The 17,011-nt window shown below is 73.8% G+C and carries 18 protein-coding genes; 6 read left to right on the top strand and 12 right to left on the bottom strand.

Annotated elements, in window-relative coordinates:
• Nucleotides 1–115: 115 nt before the first annotated feature.
• Together E1262_RS04505 and E1262_RS04500 are read right to left on the bottom strand one after the other, a co-directional pair.
• Nucleotides 116–817 carry a glycerophosphodiester phosphodiesterase gene (locus E1262_RS04505; RefSeq protein ID WP_132101824.1) on the bottom strand — a complete coding sequence of 234 codons (702 nt, stop codon included), beginning with the start codon at nucleotides 815–817 and terminating at the stop codon, nucleotides 116–118.
• Nucleotides 814–1,782 carry an NAD(P)H-dependent flavin oxidoreductase gene (locus E1262_RS04500; protein ID WP_275261622.1) on the bottom strand — a complete coding sequence of 323 codons (969 nt, stop codon included), beginning with the start codon at nucleotides 1,780–1,782 and terminating at the stop codon, nucleotides 814–816. The genes E1262_RS04505 and E1262_RS04500 overlap by 4 nt, the downstream gene beginning before the upstream one ends.
• A gap of 322 nt (nucleotides 1,783–2,104) precedes the next feature.
• Between E1262_RS04500 and E1262_RS04495 the strand changes: the two genes are divergently transcribed.
• Nucleotides 2,105–3,235, top strand: coding sequence for a glutamate--cysteine ligase (locus tag E1262_RS04495; RefSeq protein ID WP_132101822.1), 1,131 nt, complete (start codon nucleotides 2,105–2,107; stop codon nucleotides 3,233–3,235).
• Nucleotides 3,236–3,239: 4 nt separating this feature from the next.
• Nucleotides 3,240–4,412 (top strand): amidohydrolase, encoded by a 1,173-nt coding sequence (locus E1262_RS04490; RefSeq protein ID WP_238992828.1) that lies wholly within the window; start codon nucleotides 3,240–3,242, stop codon nucleotides 4,410–4,412.
• A gap of 13 nt (nucleotides 4,413–4,425) precedes the next feature.
• Here E1262_RS04490 and E1262_RS04485 read toward each other — a convergent pair whose 3' ends face one another.
• Nucleotides 4,426–6,063 (bottom strand): glycoside hydrolase family 3 protein, encoded by a 1,638-nt coding sequence (locus E1262_RS04485; protein WP_203453529.1) that lies wholly within the window; start codon nucleotides 6,061–6,063, stop codon nucleotides 4,426–4,428.
• Nucleotides 6,064–6,145: 82 nt separating this feature from the next.
• On the opposite strand from E1262_RS04485, the gene E1262_RS04480 reads away from it, so the two are divergent.
• The gene (locus E1262_RS04480; RefSeq protein WP_132101821.1) at nucleotides 6,146–7,438 is read left to right on the top strand and encodes a cytochrome P450; all 1,293 of its coding nucleotides are present in this window, start codon (nucleotides 6,146–6,148) and stop codon (nucleotides 7,436–7,438) included.
• A 10-nt stretch (nucleotides 7,439–7,448) separates the two neighbouring features.
• Complete coding sequence (locus E1262_RS04475) at nucleotides 7,449–8,096, top strand: HAD family hydrolase (protein WP_132101820.1); 648 nt, start codon at nucleotides 7,449–7,451, stop codon at nucleotides 8,094–8,096.
• Between the two features lie 116 nt (nucleotides 8,097–8,212).
• On the opposite strand, the gene tsaD is transcribed toward E1262_RS04475, so the two are convergent.
• From tsaD to tsaB, 3 genes are read right to left on the bottom strand one after another with little or no spacing between them, the layout of a single operon-like run.
• Nucleotides 8,213–9,268, bottom strand: a complete 1,056-nt coding sequence (gene tsaD, locus E1262_RS04470) for a tRNA (adenosine(37)-N6)-threonylcarbamoyltransferase complex transferase subunit TsaD (protein ID WP_132101933.1) — start codon at nucleotides 9,266–9,268, stop codon at nucleotides 8,213–8,215.
• Between the two features lie 2 nt (nucleotides 9,269–9,270).
• On the bottom strand, nucleotides 9,271–9,753 hold the full coding sequence (gene rimI / locus E1262_RS04465; protein WP_238992827.1) for a ribosomal protein S18-alanine N-acetyltransferase: 483 nt from the start codon (nucleotides 9,751–9,753) through the stop codon (nucleotides 9,271–9,273).
• Nucleotides 9,750–10,400 carry a tRNA (adenosine(37)-N6)-threonylcarbamoyltransferase complex dimerization subunit type 1 TsaB gene (gene tsaB / locus E1262_RS04460; protein ID WP_132101819.1) on the bottom strand — a complete coding sequence of 217 codons (651 nt, stop codon included), beginning with the start codon at nucleotides 10,398–10,400 and terminating at the stop codon, nucleotides 9,750–9,752. The genes rimI and tsaB overlap by 4 nt, the downstream gene beginning before the upstream one ends.
• A gap of 82 nt (nucleotides 10,401–10,482) precedes the next feature.
• Between tsaB and E1262_RS04455 the strand changes: the two genes are divergently transcribed.
• The gene (locus E1262_RS04455) at nucleotides 10,483–10,719 is read left to right on the top strand and encodes a toxin-antitoxin system HicB family antitoxin (protein ID WP_132101818.1); all 237 of its coding nucleotides are present in this window, start codon (nucleotides 10,483–10,485) and stop codon (nucleotides 10,717–10,719) included.
• Nucleotides 10,720–10,866: 147 nt separating this feature from the next.
• Nucleotides 10,867–11,478, top strand: a complete 612-nt coding sequence (locus tag E1262_RS04450; protein WP_132101817.1) for a Uma2 family endonuclease — start codon at nucleotides 10,867–10,869, stop codon at nucleotides 11,476–11,478.
• A 6-nt stretch (nucleotides 11,479–11,484) separates the two neighbouring features.
• Here the strand turns inward: E1262_RS04450 and E1262_RS04445 are convergent, their stop codons facing one another.
• From E1262_RS04445 to E1262_RS04420, 6 genes are all read right to left on the bottom strand, one after another.
• Nucleotides 11,485–12,219: a pentapeptide repeat-containing protein gene (locus E1262_RS04445; protein WP_203453527.1), complete on the bottom strand. Its 735-nt coding sequence runs from the start codon at nucleotides 12,217–12,219 to the stop codon at nucleotides 11,485–11,487.
• Nucleotides 12,216–12,707: a tRNA (adenosine(37)-N6)-threonylcarbamoyltransferase complex ATPase subunit type 1 TsaE gene (gene tsaE / locus E1262_RS04440; protein WP_132101930.1), complete on the bottom strand. Its 492-nt coding sequence runs from the start codon at nucleotides 12,705–12,707 to the stop codon at nucleotides 12,216–12,218. The genes E1262_RS04445 and tsaE overlap by 4 nt, the downstream gene beginning before the upstream one ends.
• Nucleotides 12,707–13,900 (bottom strand): alpha/beta fold hydrolase, encoded by a 1,194-nt coding sequence (locus E1262_RS04435; protein WP_203453526.1) that lies wholly within the window; start codon nucleotides 13,898–13,900, stop codon nucleotides 12,707–12,709. The genes tsaE and E1262_RS04435 overlap by 1 nt, the downstream gene beginning before the upstream one ends.
• The gene (alr, locus tag E1262_RS04430) at nucleotides 13,897–15,078 is read right to left on the bottom strand and encodes an alanine racemase (RefSeq protein WP_238992825.1); all 1,182 of its coding nucleotides are present in this window, start codon (nucleotides 15,076–15,078) and stop codon (nucleotides 13,897–13,899) included. The genes E1262_RS04435 and alr overlap by 4 nt, the downstream gene beginning before the upstream one ends.
• A 66-nt stretch (nucleotides 15,079–15,144) precedes the next feature.
• Nucleotides 15,145–16,593 (bottom strand): NAD(P)H-hydrate dehydratase, encoded by a 1,449-nt coding sequence (locus E1262_RS04425; protein ID WP_132101816.1) that lies wholly within the window; start codon nucleotides 16,591–16,593, stop codon nucleotides 15,145–15,147.
• Nucleotides 16,590–16,949, bottom strand: coding sequence for a holo-ACP synthase (locus tag E1262_RS04420; protein ID WP_132101927.1), 360 nt, complete (start codon nucleotides 16,947–16,949; stop codon nucleotides 16,590–16,592). The genes E1262_RS04425 and E1262_RS04420 overlap by 4 nt, the downstream gene beginning before the upstream one ends.
• Between the last annotated feature and the right edge of the window lie 62 nt (nucleotides 16,950–17,011).

The raw sequence follows: 17,011 nt of genomic DNA, 5'->3' as shown, positions 1-17,011 counted from the left end.
TGATGTAGGCGATCGTTGATGATCATCGCTGTCCACGAGCAGCAACGGCACACCGAACCACGCCACGTGACCCGGGTGGACCCGGGAGGACGGCTGCGGACATCGAGATGTGCGCTCATTCCAGGGCGGGATCGCGGTGGGCGACTGCGGCGACGAGGCGGTCGACGTGGTTGCCGTAGACGGCGTCGACGCCGGTGGCGAGGAGGCGGTCGATGGCCGAGCGGCTTTGCGCGTCCCAGCCGAACGCGTGCACGCCGGCCTGGTGGAACAGGTCGACGTAGATCGGGGTCCAGTCCAGCCGGTGCAGGTTCACCGCGTCGATGCCGCGCGCCGCGAGCATGCGGGCCCGGCCGCGGACGCCGTCCTGCAGGCGGCTCACCCGGGTGGAGTCGACCAGCCGGACGTCGGACGCGAGCGCCCGCCAGCCGGTCACGACGTCCAGCGACGGGTGGCACAACCAGGTCCGCTCCGGCACGCCGGCCGCCCGGACCGCCGCGACCACCGGCTCGAACGCGGCCGGGTCCTTGACGTCCAACGACAGCTCGAAGTCGGTTCCGCAGGCGGCGTACAGCTCTTCCAGCGACGGCACGTGCGCCGGCAGCTCCGACCGCCGCAGCGACGACAGCGGCTGGCGCCGGAACCGTGGCCCCACGACGCCGTCGTGATCGAGCACGACGACGCCGTCGGCGGTCACCCAGGCGTCGCTCTCGAGGCCGGTCGCGCCCATGCGCAGCGCCAGTTCGAACGCCGGCAGCGTGTTCTCGCGCTCCCGCGCCATGGCGCCGCGGTGCGCGAACGTGACGGGCGGCGTCCTCATCGCGGCAGCCGCCGCAAAGCGCCCTCCAGAGCCTCGCCGGCCTCCGCCATGATCCGCTCGACGATCTCACGCGCCGGCAGGACGTCGTGGACCAGGGCGGCGGACTGGCCGGTGAACGGCAGGTACTCGTGCAGCCGGCCAGCCGCGATGGCGTCGACGATCTCGGCCCGGAGCCGGACGGACTCGGCGGCGGCACCGCCGGGGTCGGCGTTCCAGCGGTCGACGAACGGGGTGCGCAGCACTCGCGGCGTCGCCGGGTGCCCGCCGGGCGACAGCGGCGGCAGCACCGCGTCGACGAAGGCGATCTTGACGGTGTCCTGCGGCGCGGCGTCGACGATCGCCTGCTTCCAGCCGGGGGCGACGGCCGCCTCCGTGCTGGCGAGGAACCGGGTCCCGAGCACGACGCCCTGAGCGCCGAGGGCCAGCGCGGCCGCGAGCCCGCGGCCGTCGGCGATGCCACCCGCCGCGGCCACCGGGATGTCCCCGGCGATGTCGACGACGGCCGGCACCATCACCATCGTGGAGATCTGCCCGCCGTTGCCGCCGGCCTCACCGCCCTGCGCCACGATCACGTCGACGCCGAGCTCCACGGCACGGCGGGCCTGATCGAGGTCGAACACCTGCTGGACCCACCGGATGCCGGCCTCGTGCGCTCGCGCGACCAGATCGCCCGGGTCGCCGATGTGGAACGAGATGACGGCCGGGCGTTCCGCCAGCGTCGCTTCGAAGGCCTCGGGGTCGAACGGGCGCATCGTGTGGTTGACGGCGAACGGACGGTCGGTGAGCCGGCGCAGCCGGGCCCACTGGGCGCGCGCCTCCGGCAGCGGAGTCACCGCCGTCCCGACGCTGCCCAGCCCGCCGGCCTCGCACACCGCGGCGGCCAGCTCGACCTGCTCCCACGGCCCGAACGGCGCGCAGATGATCGGGACCTCGATCCCGAGCACGTCACACAACGGAGTCCGCATCATCGAGTCCCCCTTCCCGCCGGTGCGATCGTCGCGCAACCGATCCGCGGCGGCAAGGCCGGCCGCCGGCCGAAGGTGGACGACATCTTGCGACGGCGCCGGTGGGCTGCGAAAATTGGATCTTGAGCCAGCCCGCTCACCGCTTGTCCACGCCCGACGCTGGCCGCGCCGGGTGCGAGTCGTCCCAGCCGGGCGAAACGCCCGTGACTCGCACTCGTCGGCGAAGCGATGCCTCTTGTCAATCAGTCCAGCGGTTTCACGGCACAAAAGGCGTGAGACTGGGCATTCCGTAATTACCGGAAGGCGTGTAACACTTCCGGACATGCAGATCCCATTCGCGCCGTCCGACCTCAGCAGCCTGGGCGTGGAATGGGAACTGCAACTGGTCGACCCAGAGACCCGCGAGCTGACCTCCGGCGCCGTCGAGATCCTCGACGAGATCCGCCCGGCCGGCGCCGCGGAGCATCCCAAGGCCAAGCACGAGTTGCTGCAGTCGACCATCGAGGTGGTCACCGGGGTGTGCCAGACGGTCGGCGAGGCCCGCGCCGACCTCGCCGAGACGGTGCGGACGGTGGCCAAGGCCGCTGACCGCCGCGGGCTGGCGCTCATGTGCGCCGGCACCCACCCGATCACCAACTGGAACAGCCAGAAGATCAGCCCGAAACCGCGCTACGAGCAACTCGTCGAGAACCTGCAGTGGCTGGCCCGCCGGCTGCAGATCTTCGGCGTCCACGTCCACGTCGGCGTGCGGTCGCCGGAGAAAGTCATCCCCATTGTCAACGCCCTGACGTCGTACGTTCCGCACTTCCTGGCGCTGTCCGCGTCGTCGCCGTACTGGGTGGGCCACGACACCGGCCTGGCCTCGGCGCGCAGCAAGGTGTTCGAGGCGCTGCCGACGGCCGGGTTGCCGTACCAGCTGTCCGGCTGGGACCAGTTCGAGAGCTACATGGGGACGCTGATCTCCACCCGCACCATCGACTCCGTCCGCGAGGTGTGGTGGGACATCCGCCCGCACCCCGACTTCGGCACCGTCGAGCTGCGCATCTGCGACGGCCTGCCCACGCTGGACGAGGTGTGCACCATCGCCGCTCTGGCCCAGTGCCTCGTCGAGCGGCTGGACCGTGAGATCGACCGCGGCTACCGGCTGCCGTCGCCGAAGAACTGGGTGGTCCGCGAGAACAAGTGGCGCGCGGCCCGGTTCGGCCTGGACGCCGAGATCATCGTGGACGACCAGGACACCGTCGTGCCCGTGCGCAGGGCATTGCTCGATTTGGCCGACGAACTCATGCCCATTGCCCGTAGACTGTCCTGCACCGCCGAGCTCGCCGGCATCGAACGCATTGTCGCGCAGGGTGCGAGCTATCAGCGGCAACGGACAATTGCAGAGGCGAACGGCGGTGATTTGACCAAGGTCGTCGACAGCCTCTTGGAAGAGATGGCTACGGGGTTGTGACCGAGTGACCTACGACTGGCTTGCGAGCTGGCTCGATCTTCATACCGACGAACTCACCGCGCTGCGCCGCATGGTTCACGCGCGGCCCGAGCTCGGCCTGAAGGAGTACCAGACCACCGATCTCCTCGTCCGGCAGCTGAGAATGTCCGGTCTCGAGCCGCGGGTGCTCCCGCGCGGCACCGGCGTGGTCGTCGACATCGGCACCGGCTCGCGCACCATCGCGCTGCGCGCCGACATCGACGCCCTGCCACTCCCAGACCTCAAGGACGTCCCCTACCGCTCCACCGTCGACGGCGTCTGCCATGCCTGCGGCCACGACGCGCACACCGTCATGGCGCTCGGCGCGGCCATGGCGCTGGCGAAGGTGCCGCAGCTGCCCGGCCGGGTGCGGGTCATCTTCCAGCCCGGCGAGGAGATCATGGCCGGCGCCCGCGAGGTCGTCGCCGCCGGCGTGCTCGAGGGCGTCGAGCGGGCGTTCGCACTGCATTGCGACCCGCGGCTGCCGGTCGGCCAGGTCGGCATACGGCCCGGGCCCATCACGGCGGCCTGCGACCTCGTCGAGGTGCGGGTCTCCGGTCCCGGCGGCCACACCGCCCGGCCGCAGCTGACGGTCGACCTCGTCGACGCCATCTCGCGCATCGCCACCGACGCCCCGGCCATCCTGGCCCGGCAGATCGACATCCGCGCCGGGTTCTCGCTGGTGTGGGGTTCGGTCCAGGCCGGCGGCCCGCCCAACGCCATCCCGTCCGTAGGGGTGCTGCGCGGCACCGTCCGGGTGCTCGACCACGCGGCCTGGGCCGACGCGGAGAAGTACGTCCGCGCCGTCGTCCGCGACATCGCCCACCCCAGCGGTGCCCGGGTCGAGATCGACTACGAGCGCGGTGTGCCGCCGGTGGTGAACGACGAAGCCAGCGTCACGTTGATGCGCCAGGCCGTCGCCGCCGAGCTCGGCCTGCACGCCGTCACCGGTACCTCGACCAGCATGGGCGGCGAGGACTTCGCCTGGTACGGCGAGCACGTGCCGCTCGCGCTGGCCCGCATCGGGGTGCACGGCAGCGCACTGCCGAAGATGGGCGACCTCCATCAGGGAGACTTCGACATCGACGAGAAGGCGCTGGCCTACGGCGTCCGGGTGTTCGTCAGCACGGCGCTGGCGGCGCTCACGGCGTCGCGCTGACGCCGCTCGCGCGTCAGCCGGCCGGGCAGCCCTGCCGCTCGACGCCATCGACCGGCACCGGCAGGGTGCCGCGGGCCGGCAACGTGCCGGCCAGCACCTCGGCCAGCGCGCGGAACGCCCCCGGCGTCCGCCCGTACAGCGCGATCTTCACCGGTGCGTCGCTGGCGCCCAGCGGGTACGGACGGTCCAGCGCCACCACGACGTCGCCGGCGCTGGGCTCCGTCCCGCCCAGCAGCCGCACCGTGGTCGGCGCGTTCACGTCGGTCGTGAGCCCGGCGGCCGCGGCAGCCTCGTCGAACCGGACCCGGTCGGCCTCCTCGCCGCCGACGACCCGGATGACGCCCTCGACCAGCGGCCCCTCGCAGGCGCCCGCGACGACCGTCACCCCGCCCAGCGACTCCGCGTAGGACAGGTCCTCGTGCGAGCCTACGGCGGCGGGGTCGGGCGCCGGGCCGGACGCCTCGTGCAGCATCAGCGCGACACCGCGGGTGGCCGCCTCGGCCAGTCGCTCGGGGGGCAGCTCGCCGCTCGCGACGGCGTCGACGATGGCCGTGTGCGCCGCCTCGACGTCGGCCGGCATCAGGACGATGTCCGCGCCGGCGGCCAGCGCCCGCACCGCTGCCGTGCCAGAGCCGTAGCCCTGGCTGATCGCGGCCATGTCCAGCGCGTCGGTGATGACGGCGCCCTCGAACCCGAGCTCGTTCCGCAGCAGCCCGATGACTTCAGGCGACAGCGACGCCGGCAAACCTGACTCGACGGCATCTACTTCTATGTGTGCGACCATGATCGCCTCGGCGCCGGCCTCGACCGCCGCCCGGAACGGGACGAAGTCGCGGGCGCGCAATTCGTCGAGGCTCGCCACCTGGACCGGCAGCTCCTCGTGGCTGTCGGCCGGCACCGACCCGTGCCCGGGGAAATGCTTGGACACCGCGACGATGCCGGACTCCGCGTAGCCCCGCAGCGACGCCTGGACGGTCTCGGCGACGACCTGCGGGTCGGACGACGCCGACCGGGTGCCGATGGTGGGGTCGTCCGGACCGGTGGTGACGTCGGCGTCGGGCGCGAACACCATGGTCAGCCCCATGGCCCGCAGCTCCTCGCCGCTGGCCTGCGCGACGTCGGCGGCCATCTCGGTGTCGCGGGACGCGCCCAGCGTCATGTAGGCGGGGAACTCCGTCGCCGGCTCCTTGATCCGCGCGACCGTCCCGCCCTCCTGGTCGATGCCGATGATGACGGGGTAGCCGCGGTCGCCGCCGGCCTGCTGGATCGCCGCGGTCGCGTGGGTGACCTGCTCCGGCGACTCGACGTTGTCGCCCATGAGGATGACGCCGCCGAGCCCGAGTTCCTCGATCTGGCCGACCGGCGGTTCCAGGCCGGCGTACCGGGCGACGATGACCTGGCCGGCCTGCCGCTCCACCGGCATGTCGGCGACCAGCGCGGCGGCCCGGTCGTACTCGTCCTGCGTGGGTCCCCAGGCCAGCGGCGCGGTGGTGGGAGTGGGCGACGGGGTCGGCGTCGGGCTGGTGGTCGGTACGCCTGAGGGCGTCGCCGGGGAGTCGCCGTCGCCGATGCCGCCGGCCTCGCCGTCGCCGCCGGATCCGCAGGAGGCCAGCATCAGCGCGCCGGCGAGGAGGAAGAGCAGTCGCCGCATTTCCGCCAGTCTGCCACGCCGGCCGTCCGGCCCGTGAGCGAACGGGTGGCGGGCGCGGCGGCGCGCCCGTAGCGTCGGGAGTATGCGCCGCCCGCTGCCGGTCGTCGGCGATCTGCTCGCGTTCCAGTCCGATCGGCTCCGCTTCGTCACCTCGATGCACCGCGACCAGGGCGACGTCGCCCGGTTCCGGCTCGGCCCGTTCCCGGTGTGGCAGCTGGCGCACCCCGACCTCGTCCGGCAGGTGCTGGTGACCGACGCGGCCGGGTTCCGCAAGGGCATGGTGCTGCAGCGCGCCCGCGTCGTGCTGGGCGACGGCCTGCTCACCGCCGAGGGCGACGTGCACCGCCACCACCGCGACCTCGTGCAGCCGGCGTTCCACTCGCGCCGGATCGCCGGCTATGCGTCCGTGATGATCGACCGCGCGTCGGGGGTGTCGTCGTCGTGGCCGGCGCGGGAGCCGCTGGACGTGCACGCCGCGACGGTCCGGATGACGCTGGAGACGGCCGGTACGACGCTGCTCGGCACGTCCGTCGACGTCGGGGCCGTCGAGGGCGCGCTGGCCGACCTGCTGAGCGCGTACAAGCTGGCGTTCCTGCCGTTCAGCGAGCGGCTGCAGGGGCTGCCGGTCGGGCCGATGCGGCGGCTGCAGCGGGGTCGGCGGCAGCTGCACGGCCTGGTCGACTCGGTCGTGGTGGAGCGCGCGACCTCCGGGCACGACGGCGGCGACCTGCTGTCCGCGCTGGTCCTGGGAATTGAGCGGCTCTCGGACGAGGAGCTGCGCGACGAGGCGACGACGCTGCTGCTGGCCGGCCACGAGACGACGGCCAACACGCTCGCGTTCGCCCTGCACCTGCTGGCCGTGCACCCGTCGGTGCAGGCGTCCGTGCAGGACGAGGTCGACGCGGTCGGCGTCCCAGGCCCTTCTGACGTCGACCGGCTGCCGCTGTGCCGCGCCGTCGTGTCCGAGGCGCTGCGCCTCTACCCGCCGTCGTGGATGATGGGCCGCCAGGCGCTGGTGGAGCACCCCGTCGGCGACCACCTCATCGAGCCGGGCGACCTCGTCGTCCTGCCGCAGTGGGTCGTCCACCACGATCCGCGCTGGTGGCCGCAGCCGTTCTCGTTCGACCCGTCGCGCTGGCTGGACGGCGGCGGTGCCGCCGGCCGGGACCGGCCGCGGTGGGCGTTCTTCCCGTTCGGCGCCGGGCTGCGCCGCTGCATCGGCGAGAGCTTCGCCTGGACCGAGGCCGTGCTGGGCCTGGCCACCGTCGTGCGGCGCTGGCGGCTCCGCCCCGTCCCCGGCCGGCCGCTGCGGCTGGACCCGCTGATCACCCTCCGCCCCCGCGGTGGCCTCTGGCTCATCCCCGAGCCCCGATAACGTGGCGGGCATGGATGCGGTGGTCTTCGACCTCGACGGCGTGCTGGTCGACTCCGAGCGGGCGTGGGACGAGGTGCGCCGGGCGGTCGTCGCCGAGCACGGGGGCGAGTGGACGGATGCGGCGACCCGGGCGATGCAGGGAATGAGCACGCCGGAGTGGGCCGCCTACCTGGTCGGCGAGTTGGGCGCGGCGCTCACGCCCAACGAGGCCGCCCGGACCGTCGTCGACGAGATGGCCCGCCGCTACGCCGACGCGCCGCCGGTCATCGACGGCGCCGTCGACGCCGTCCGCGCCGTCGCCGCGCGCCTGCCCGTCGCTATCGCCAGTTCGTCGCCGCCGGTGCTGATCTCGTCGTTCCTGTCGTTCGCCGGACTGACCGACCTGGTGCCGGTCGTCGTGTCCAGCGAGGAGGTCGCCGCCGGCAAGCCGGCCCCGGACGTCTACCTCGAGGCCGCCCGCCGCCTGGACGTCGATCCGCGCCGCAGCGCCGCCGTCGAAGACTCCACCAACGGGCTGCGCTCGGCCCACGCAGCGGGAATGACGGTCGTCGCCGTGCCGAACCCGCACTTCCCGCCCGACCCGGCCGTCCTGGCCGCGACCGCCAGCGCCGTGCTCGACGACATCGCCACCCTCCCGGCGACCCTCGAGCGGCTCTAGCCTGTGGGCACCGCAGCCGGGCCGGACAAGCAGTTGCCGACGCCAGTCCGATGATCATCCAGGATCCACCACACCATAGGGGGCCGAATCCTTGATGATCATGGAGATCCACCCCTTCAGCCGACCAGCACCTGGGTGACGGGGAGCGAGGAGTCGGAGGCGAAATCGAGCGACGACGGGGGCAGGCCGCGCTCCACCACGGCGGCGCCCAGTGCCGCGATCATGGCGCCGTTGTCGGTACACAGCGAGAAGCGCGGCTGGCGCAGTTCGATGCCGGCCGCGGCACAGCGCTCACGGGTCAGGTCGCGCAGCCGGGCGTTCGCCGCCACGCCGCCGGCCAGCACCATGGTCGAGACGCCCCGCTCCTGGCAGGCCAGGACCGCCTTGCGGGTGAGCACGTCGGCGACCGCCTCCTGGAAACCGGCTGCGACGTCGGCCACCGGGACGGCCTCACCGGCTCGTTCGGCGGTCTCGACCCAGCGCGCGACGGCGGTCTTCAGGCCGGAGAAGGAGAAGTCGTAGCGATGCCGTTCCAGGTCTCGCTGGCTGGTGAGGCCGCGCGGGAACCGGATCGCCGCCGGGTCGCCGTCGGCCGCGGCGCGCTGGATGTTCGGTCCGCCCGGGTACTTCAGCCCGATGAGCCGGGCGACCTTGTCGAACGCCTCACCGGCGGCGTCGTCGAGGGTCTGGCCGAGCAGTGTCGCCGACGTCGCGATGTCCTCGACCAGGAGGATCTCGGTGTGCCCGCCGGACACCAGCAACGCGACGACGGGCTCGGTGAGCGGGCCGTTCTCCAGTTGCTCGGCCGCCACGTGTCCGACCAGATGGTTGACGCCGTAGAGGGGCTTGTCCAGCGCGACGGCGAGAGCCTTGCCGGCGGACACACCGACCATCAGCGCGCCGGCCAGGCCCGGGCCCGCGGTGACGGCGACGGCGTCGACGTCGGCCAGTCCCACGCCGGCCTCGTCGAGCGCCCGACGCAACGTCGGCACGATCGCCTCGAGGTGGGCACGGCTGGCCACCTCGGGGACGACGCCGCCGAAGCGGACGTGCTCGTCGACGGAGCTGGCGACGGCGTTGGCGAGCAGCGTGGTGCCGCGCACCAGGCCGACGCCGGTCTCGTCGCACGACGTCTCGATGCCGAGGATCAGGGGCTGGTCACTCACGCTGATGATTATCGCTCCGCCTCCGCCGCGGTCCGCAGCCACTTCCGCAGGACCAGTCCGTCTCGTCCGCCGCCGTAGTACCTGCGCCGCACGGCGATGCGCTCGAAGCCGTGCCGCTTGTAGAACGTCTTCGCCGGCACGTTGTCGGCCCGCACCTCCAGCAGCAGCTCGCCGGCGCCGCGGCGGCGCGCCTCCGCCTCGAGCGCCGTCATCAGCAGCGTGCCGACGCCGCCGCGCTGGTGAGCGGGGGCGACGGCGATGGTCATGACGTCCGCGGGGTCGCCGGGGAGGGCCGGCGCCTGCAGGCCCGCGTACCCGACGACCACACCGCCGGCCTCCGCGACGACGTACCAGCGGGTGTCCGGCACACCGGCCAGCTCGGAGCGGAACTGATCGGCCGACCACGGAGGGTCGCCGGCGAACAGCTCCTGCTCCAGCGGCACGACGGCGTCGAGGTCCGCCGTGCTCATCGGCCGCAGCGCGACCGTCACCGCGTGAGGACGCTCTTACGCGCGCTCGGCGGCGTGGCGTCGGGGCGGCGCAGGTAGAGCGGGTCGGGCGAGAGGATCTCGACCGCCTGCGCGACGACGGCGGCGGCGAGGTGCGCGGCCGACGGGTACTCGGGGTCGAGCGCGCGGGCGAACGCGTCGGGGTAGAGGCGGGCTCCGGCGCCGGCGGCCGGACGGCCGTGCGCGCCGATGTCGCCGGCCGGGCCGACGTCGGGGCCGCCGGCGCGGGCGCCATCAGAGTCGTACCTGGCCCAATACACCTCGCGGCGGCGCGCATCGGTGGCGACGGCGAACGGCTCGCCCGGCGGGTCGGCCGCGAGCACGCCGTACGCGAGCACGTCGAGGCTGCAGACGCCGCGGACCGGCAGGTCGAGGACGGCGCCCATGGTGCGCGCCGCGGCCAGACCGACCCGCAGGCCGGTGAACGGCCCCGGCCCGACGCCGACGGCCAGCTCGGTGAGGTCGCGGCGGCCGGCACCGGCCCGCGCGAGAACGTCGGTGACCAGCGGCATCAGCAGCTCGGTGTGGCGGCGCGGGTCGACGTTGGTCGCCTCGGCCAGCACCCGCTCGCCGTCATGGAGAGCGACGGTCACCGCGGGCGTCGACGTGTCCAGGGCTAGCAACAGCACCCGCCCACCCTACGTCCGCGTCCGCTTCCGGCGAAGTCGGCACGGATCCTGTGCAGCACGTCTTCTGTGCGGAGGAGGCGCGATGGTGAACCTGACCCTGAAGATCGACGACGAGCTGCTCCGGCGGGCCCGCATCCGGGCTCTCGAGCAGGGCACGTCGGTCAACGCCGTCGTCCGCCGCCACCTCGAGGAGTTCACCGGCGGCGATCCGCGCGACCAGGGCCTGCGCCGCTTCCTCGACCTGGCCGGCGAAACCCGGACCGGCAGTGGCCCTGAGGGGCGCGCGTGGCGCCGCGACGACCTCTATGACCGCTGCTGACGGAGGACCTGCACAGCGGTGCGGACTTCGACGGCCTTCGCGTGGTCAACCCGTTCGATCCCGCCTGACGTGCCATGACGCGACAGGCGTCGCGTCCCGTTGATACGCTCGAAGCGGCGAGGGGCCAGTCGGAAGGAGGTGTTGCCGATGGTCGCCGAGACGCTGTCCGCGCCGGTCGCGGAGCCGGTGCCGTCCTGGGTGTACCCACCCGGCGGGTTCACCGCGGAGAAGTTCCTGAAGCTGAAGGGGCTGCCGAAGCACACCCAGTTGATCGACGGGAGCCTCGTCTTCGTGAGCCCGCAGCAACTCTGGCACAGCAAGGTCATCGAACTGCTCGTTCGCGAGCTGGACCGGCAGGCGCCTGAGCACCTGCGCGCAGTCCGCGAGATGGCGGTTCGGCTCGGTGACCGGCAGGTGCCCGAGCCCGACGTCGCGGTCATCACGGCCGAGGCGTATGAGCGCAACCGCAAGGCCACCCACTTCTTCGGTGACGACGTCGTCCTCGCGGTCGAGGTCGTGTCGCCCGACTCGGTCGAGCGCGACCGCGACACCAAGCCGCACAAGTACGCGCTGGCCGGCATCGAGCACTTCTGGCGCATCGAGGACGACGGCGGCCAGCCTGTCGTGTACACCTACGCGCTCGTCGCGAGCATCCAGGAGTACCGGCTCACCGGGATCCATCGCGACCAGCTACAGGACAAGGTGCCGTACGACATCGAGATCGACCTGACGAAGGTGGGTGCCCGGCCGCCGCGCTGACCACCGTCAGTCGACGACGATGCCGAGCTGACCGAGCAGCTTCGACGCCTGCTCGCCGGAGATGGTCGCGCCGGACAGCAGGTGCGCCTCCTGCCAGGAGAAGTCGCCGAGATCGGCGCCGCGCAGGTCGGCGCCGTCCAGTTCGGCCGCACGAAGCACGGCACCGCGCAGCCGCGAATCGGTCCAAACGGTGTCGCGCAGGTCGGCGCCGGCCAGCACGGCGTCGTCCATGCGCAGGCCGTCGAGCTCCTGGCCACGCAGGCTGATGCCGGACATCCCGGCCAGCATGAGGTTGCAGCGCCGGAACGTCGCGCCGAGGCCGCGGGACTCGTCCAGTCGGGCGCCGACCATGCGGCAGCCGACGAAAGACGCGCCGGCGATCAGGGTGTCGCGCCAGACGGTGTTGGCGAGGTCGACGCCGTCGAAGTCGGCATCGGAGACGTCGGCCCGGGAGAAGTCCGCCTTCGGCGCCGAGCCGCCCTTCCACACCGAGCCGTCGAGGTCGGCGCGGCCGAACCCGGCGCCCTCCACGGTGCAGGACTCGAACGTCGCCCCGATCAGCGCGGCCCGGGCCAGCCGCGCCTCGGTGAGATCGCAGCGGCGGAACACGCGCGGAGCCGGACCGGGCAGCTCCAGCAGCTCGGTGAGGTCGCGCCCGGCGAGGTCGGCGTCCTCGACATCGGCGCCGCCGGCGAGCAGCGCGGCCAGCTCGTGGTCCGACAGCGGCCGGCGCTCCGTCACGGCAGCACCACCGCGGCCAGCGCATCCTCGTCCCAGCGGCCGCCGACGGCGCGGACGTGGACGTGCCGGACCTCCGGACCCGCCGGATCCGGTCCGTCGCCTCCGTGCGAGCGGTCGATGTGAATCTCCAGCCGGTCACCGGCCAGGCCCTCGGCGACGCCCTCACCCCACTCCACCAGCGTGACGGCTTCGTCGAGGGTCGCCTCGAGGTCGATGTCCTCGAGCTCGTTCCAGCCACCCAGCCGGAAGGCGTCGACGTGCACCAGCGGCGGGCCCTCGACCAGCGACGGGTGCACACGCGCGATGACGAACGTCGGCGACGTGACGGGGCCGCGCACGCCGAGACCGGCGCCGACCCCCTGCACGAGCGTCGTCTTGCCGGCCCCCAGGTCGCCGCCGAGCAGCACGAGGTCGCCGGCCCGCAGCACCCCCGCGAGCCGTTCCCCCAGCGCCGTCATGGACTCGGCGTCGGGGACGTCGAAATCGATCACCGCTTGTCCTGCTCCCCTCTTCCCTTGTCGGACCCATCGCCGCCTGGGACCTCGCGGTCGGCGCTCGGTCCGACCGTGCGCCGCCGGCGGACGGACGCGATGCGGCTGCTCAGCCGCCGCGGGCGGCCGCGGCGGTGGGTCCGGTCGATCAGTGTGCGCAGCGCGTCGGTGACCACCTCGTGCCGTTCCAGCAGCACCATGTGACCGGCGTCGGTGGCCTCGATGTACTCGACATCGACCAGCGCGTCCGCGAGGTCGCGGCTGTGCTGGACCGGCGTCATCTGGTCGTGCTCACCGCCGACGACGAGCACCGGGAGCTTCGCCAGGACGGGGATCGCCCCGGCGGCGTCGAGCTCGCCGAAGAGCGGGAAGAACTTCGCGACGACGTCGATGGGGACGGCGGCGTTCATGATGGCGGTGAACTCGACCAGCTTCGGCGAGCCGCCCTCGGCGAACGCATAGCGCCGGGTCAGCACGTAGGCGAGGTCGCTGCCCATCTTGCGGCCGCGCTCGACCAGCTCGGGTTTGCGGGCCAGGATCGAGACGGCGACCGGTGCGGCGCGCCCGGCCAGCTTGCCGACGTAACCGGGCAGACCGAGCCCGGAGACGTCGAGCTTCTGCCCGCTGGTCGCGATCAGCGCCGTGCCGACCACCCGCTTGCCGAACAGCTCCGGCCGGACCTCGGCCAGCGCCTGCACCGTCATGCCGCCCATCGAGTGCCCGACCAGCACGATCGGCCCCTTCGGCACCACCTCGTCGAGCACCTGGCCGAGGTCGGTGCCGAGCCGCCGGAACGACAGCTCGCCGTCGTCGGGCAGCGGACCGGACCGGCCGTGCCCGCGCTGGTCCCAGAACACGAGGCGGGCGCTGCCGCGCAGGTCGCGACGCTGGAAGTGCCAGGCGTCCACGGTGAGGGCGAAGCCGTGGCAGAACACCAGCGTCGGGGAATCGGACCCGTCGGCAGCCGCATCGATCTCCACGTGCAGAGCAACGCCGTCGTCGGTGGTGACAGTGCGCGCGGCGCCGCGCAGCGAGCCGAACGGCTCGTCCGCGTACGGGTCGTCCTTCTTCAGCGACCGGCCCATGGCGTAGCGCTCGGCGGCGAACCCGACCGCGGCGCCCGCGGTGGCCACGCCGACCCAGGCGCCGATCAGGCCGGCCGTACGTCCGGCAGCGACCAGCCTGCTCACAGCTCTCCGTTGACATAGACGCGGGGCAGCCGTGGGGCGAACCGGGCGACGATCTCATACGAGATGGTGCCGCAGGCGTCGGCCCAGTCCTGCGCCGTCGGCTCGCCGGCCGCGGCGTCGCCGAACAGCACCACCTCGTCGCCCGCCCGGGCGTCGTCGTCGCGCAGGTCGACGACGAACTGGTCCATACAGACCCGGCCGGCGATACGCCGGGTAACGCCGCCGATCAGCACCGGCGCGCCCGGCCCCGCGGAGCCGCCGGACGCGTGCCGCGGGACGCCGTCGGCGTAGCCGAGCGGGACCAGCCCCAGAGTGGACTCGCGGTCGGTGACGTAGAGGTGCCCGTACGACACGCCATGGCCGGCCGGCACCCGCTTGACCAGCGCCAACCGGGCCCGCACCGACATGGCCGGACGGAGCCCGACGTCGCCCGGTGCGGCCTGCTGCGGCACCGGCGAGAGCCCGTACGTGGCCAGGCCCGGCCGGACGAGGTCGAAGTGCGCGTCGCGCATGGTCAGCGTGGCGGCGGAATTGGCGAGGTGCCGGACCTCGGGCCGGACGCCGCGCGACTCGGCCAGCGCGGCGGCGTCGCGGAACGCGGCCAGCTGCTGGGCGTTGGCCGCGTGCCCGGGCTCGTCGGCGCAGGCCAGGTGCGACCACAGGCCCACGACCTCGACCAGCCCCTCGGCCCGGGCCTTCAGCGCGTCGTCGACCAGCGTGGGCCAGTCGGCCAGCGGCGAGCCGGACCGGCCCATGCCGGTGTCGGCCTTGAGGTGCAACCGCGCGGTGCGGCCGGTCTCGCGCGCCGCAGCGGCGATCTCGGCGACCACCCACGGCGCCGAGGCGGACACGTCGACGTCGGCGGCCAGCGCGTCGGCCCACCGCTCGCCGGGCGCGGACAGCCAGGCCATGACGCGCCCGCCGACCCCGGCGGCCCGCAGCGCCAGCGCCTCGGCCAGCGTGGCGGTGCCCAGCCAGGCGGCGCCCCCGGCCTGCGCCGCGCGCGCCGACGGGACCAGCCCGTGACCGTACGCATCGCCCTTGACCACAGCCATGACCTGCGCGGGAGCGGCACGCACGGCGAGCTCGGCGACGTTGTCGCGGATGGCGGCCAGGTCGACCCGCACCTCCGCGTGCGGCACGGGCCCGGGGCCGTAGCTGTTCAGCTCGGTCACCACGTCCCCGATTGTGTCAGCAGCCGCCGACAGTGGGGGTACTGGTCGGTCACCACGTCCCCGATTGTGTCAGCCGCCGCCGACAACGCCGCGCAGGGACCGCACCACGCCGGGCAGTTCGGCCAGCGCGTCGCCGGCGCTCGGATACCCGGACGAGGCTGCCGCCCGCCGCCCGGCCAGCCCGTGCAGGTACGCGCCGACGCTTCCCGCGTCGAACGGCGACAGCCCGCCGGCCAGCAGCGAGCCGGCCAGCCCCGCCAGCACGTCGCCGGTCCCGGCGGAGGCCAGCGCCGACGTCCCGGTCGGGTTGACCCGGACCCTGCCGTCCGGCGCCGCCACGACCGTCGTCGACCCCTTGAGCAGGACGACGGCGTTCCACCGCTGCGCCGCCTGGCGCGCGTGGTGCAACCGGCGCGCCTCGACCTCGGCCCGTTCGACGCCGAGCAGCCGGGCGAGCTCGCCGGCGTGCGGCGTCAACACCGCGGGGCCGGTGAACCGCTCCGGCAGCCAGCGCAGCCCGTCGGCGTCGACCAGCACCGGCAGCCCGGCGCCCAGGGCCGCGTGGACGTCGTCGCCGCGCCCGTCGCCCAGCCCGGACCCGACGGTCCACGCCTGCACCCGCCCGACGGCGTCAGGCGACAGCCCGGCGATCGCCTCGGGCCAGCGCGCCCGCACCTCGGTGGCGACGGACTCGGGCCCGGCGTAGCGGACCATGCCGGCGCCGCCGTGCAGCGCGCCGCCGACCGCCAGCACCGCGGCGCCGGGGAACTGCCCGGAGCCGGCCAGCACTCCGACGACGCCGCGGGAGTACTTGTCCGACTCGCGCCCGGGATCGGGCAGCAGCACGGCGACGTCGGCGTCGTCGAGCACCGTCAGCCGCGGCTCCGGCAGGTACGGCTCGAGTCCGATGTCGACCGGGTGCAGGACGCCGGCGGCGGCGGCCGCGGGGTCGACGACCAGCGCGGCCTTGCCGGTGCCGAACGTGACGGTGTGGTCGGCGATGACGTGGGCGCCAGGGGTCTCGCCGGTGTCCGGGTCGACGCCGCTGGGCAGGTCGACGGCGACGACGGCGCCCGCAGTGCGGCCCGCACGCAGCAACCCCGCCAACAAGGCCGCGTCGCCGCGCAGGCCGCCGCGCCCGCCGATGCCGAGGATGCCGTCGAGCACCAGGTCGGCCTCGGCCAGCGCATCGGCGGCACCGGCCGGCTCCACCAGCCGTCCGCCGGCCGCACGGAACGCCGCCAGTCCCTCCGCATGTGCCTTCTCTGGCGCGAGCAGGAAGGCCTGCGCGTGCGCGCCGCGCCGGGCAAGCCGGGCGGCGGCCCAGAGCGCGTCGCCGCCGTTGCTGCCGGCGCCGGCCAGGACGACCACCCGCGCCCCGTACACCCCGTCGAGCAGCCGGGCGCACACCGTCACCAGCCCCGCGACGGCCCGCTGCATGAGCGCGCCGGCGGGCAGCTGGGCCATCAGCGCCTTCTCTGCGGCGCGGATCTCCTCGACCGTGTGGACGGCGATCACCGGGTGGCACCTTCCAGGATCACGATGGCCGAGGCGACCCCGGCGTCGTGCGACAGCGACAGGTGCACCGTCTCGACGTGCAGCAGCTCGCAGCGGTCCTTGACCGACCCGCGCACCTCGAACCAGGGCCGGCCGTCGTCGTCGCTGACCACCTCGGCGTCGTGCCAGAGCAGGCCTTCCGGTGCGCCGAGCGCCTTGGCCAGCGCCTCCTTGGCGGCGAACCGGGCGGCCTGCGACGCGATGGAGCGGGCCCGCTCGGCGGGGGTGAACACGCGTACCGCCAGCGCCGGCGTCCGCTCCAGCGTCTCGGCGAACCGCCGCACGTCGACGACGTCGATTCCCACGCCCACGATCACCTGCACCACCCTAGTTTCCTTTCCCTCGTGGGACTCGCTGCCGCCTGCGACCTCGCGGTCGG

Origin of the sequence: Jiangella aurantiaca (genome assembly GCF_004349105.1) — a bacterium.
GTDB classification, from domain to species: Bacteria; Actinomycetota; Actinomycetes; order Jiangellales; family Jiangellaceae; genus Jiangella; species Jiangella aurantiaca.
Note: the sequence above shows the minus strand (reverse complement) of the source record. Positions and strands in the feature narration are given on the sequence as shown.

Coding starts and splice junctions, on each gene's coding strand:
- E1262_RS04475 (WP_132101820.1), top strand. CDS start 7,449: ATGGATGCGGTGGTCTTCGACCTCGACGGCGTGCTGGTCGACTCCGAG.
- E1262_RS04500 (WP_275261622.1), bottom strand. CDS start 1,782: ATGCGGACTCCGTTGTGTGACGTGCTCGGGATCGAGGTCCCGATCATC.
- E1262_RS04480 (WP_132101821.1), top strand. CDS start 6,146: ATGCGCCGCCCGCTGCCGGTCGTCGGCGATCTGCTCGCGTTCCAGTCC.
- E1262_RS04450 (WP_132101817.1), top strand. CDS start 10,867: ATGGTCGCCGAGACGCTGTCCGCGCCGGTCGCGGAGCCGGTGCCGTCC.
- E1262_RS04485 (WP_203453529.1), bottom strand. CDS start 6,063: ATGCGGCGACTGCTCTTCCTCCTCGCCGGCGCGCTGATGCTGGCCTCC.
- E1262_RS04495 (WP_132101822.1), top strand. CDS start 2,105: ATGCAGATCCCATTCGCGCCGTCCGACCTCAGCAGCCTGGGCGTGGAA.
- E1262_RS04505 (WP_132101824.1), bottom strand. CDS start 817: ATGAGGACGCCGCCCGTCACGTTCGCGCACCGCGGCGCCATGGCGCGG.
- E1262_RS04455 (WP_132101818.1), top strand. CDS start 10,483: ATGGTGAACCTGACCCTGAAGATCGACGACGAGCTGCTCCGGCGGGCC.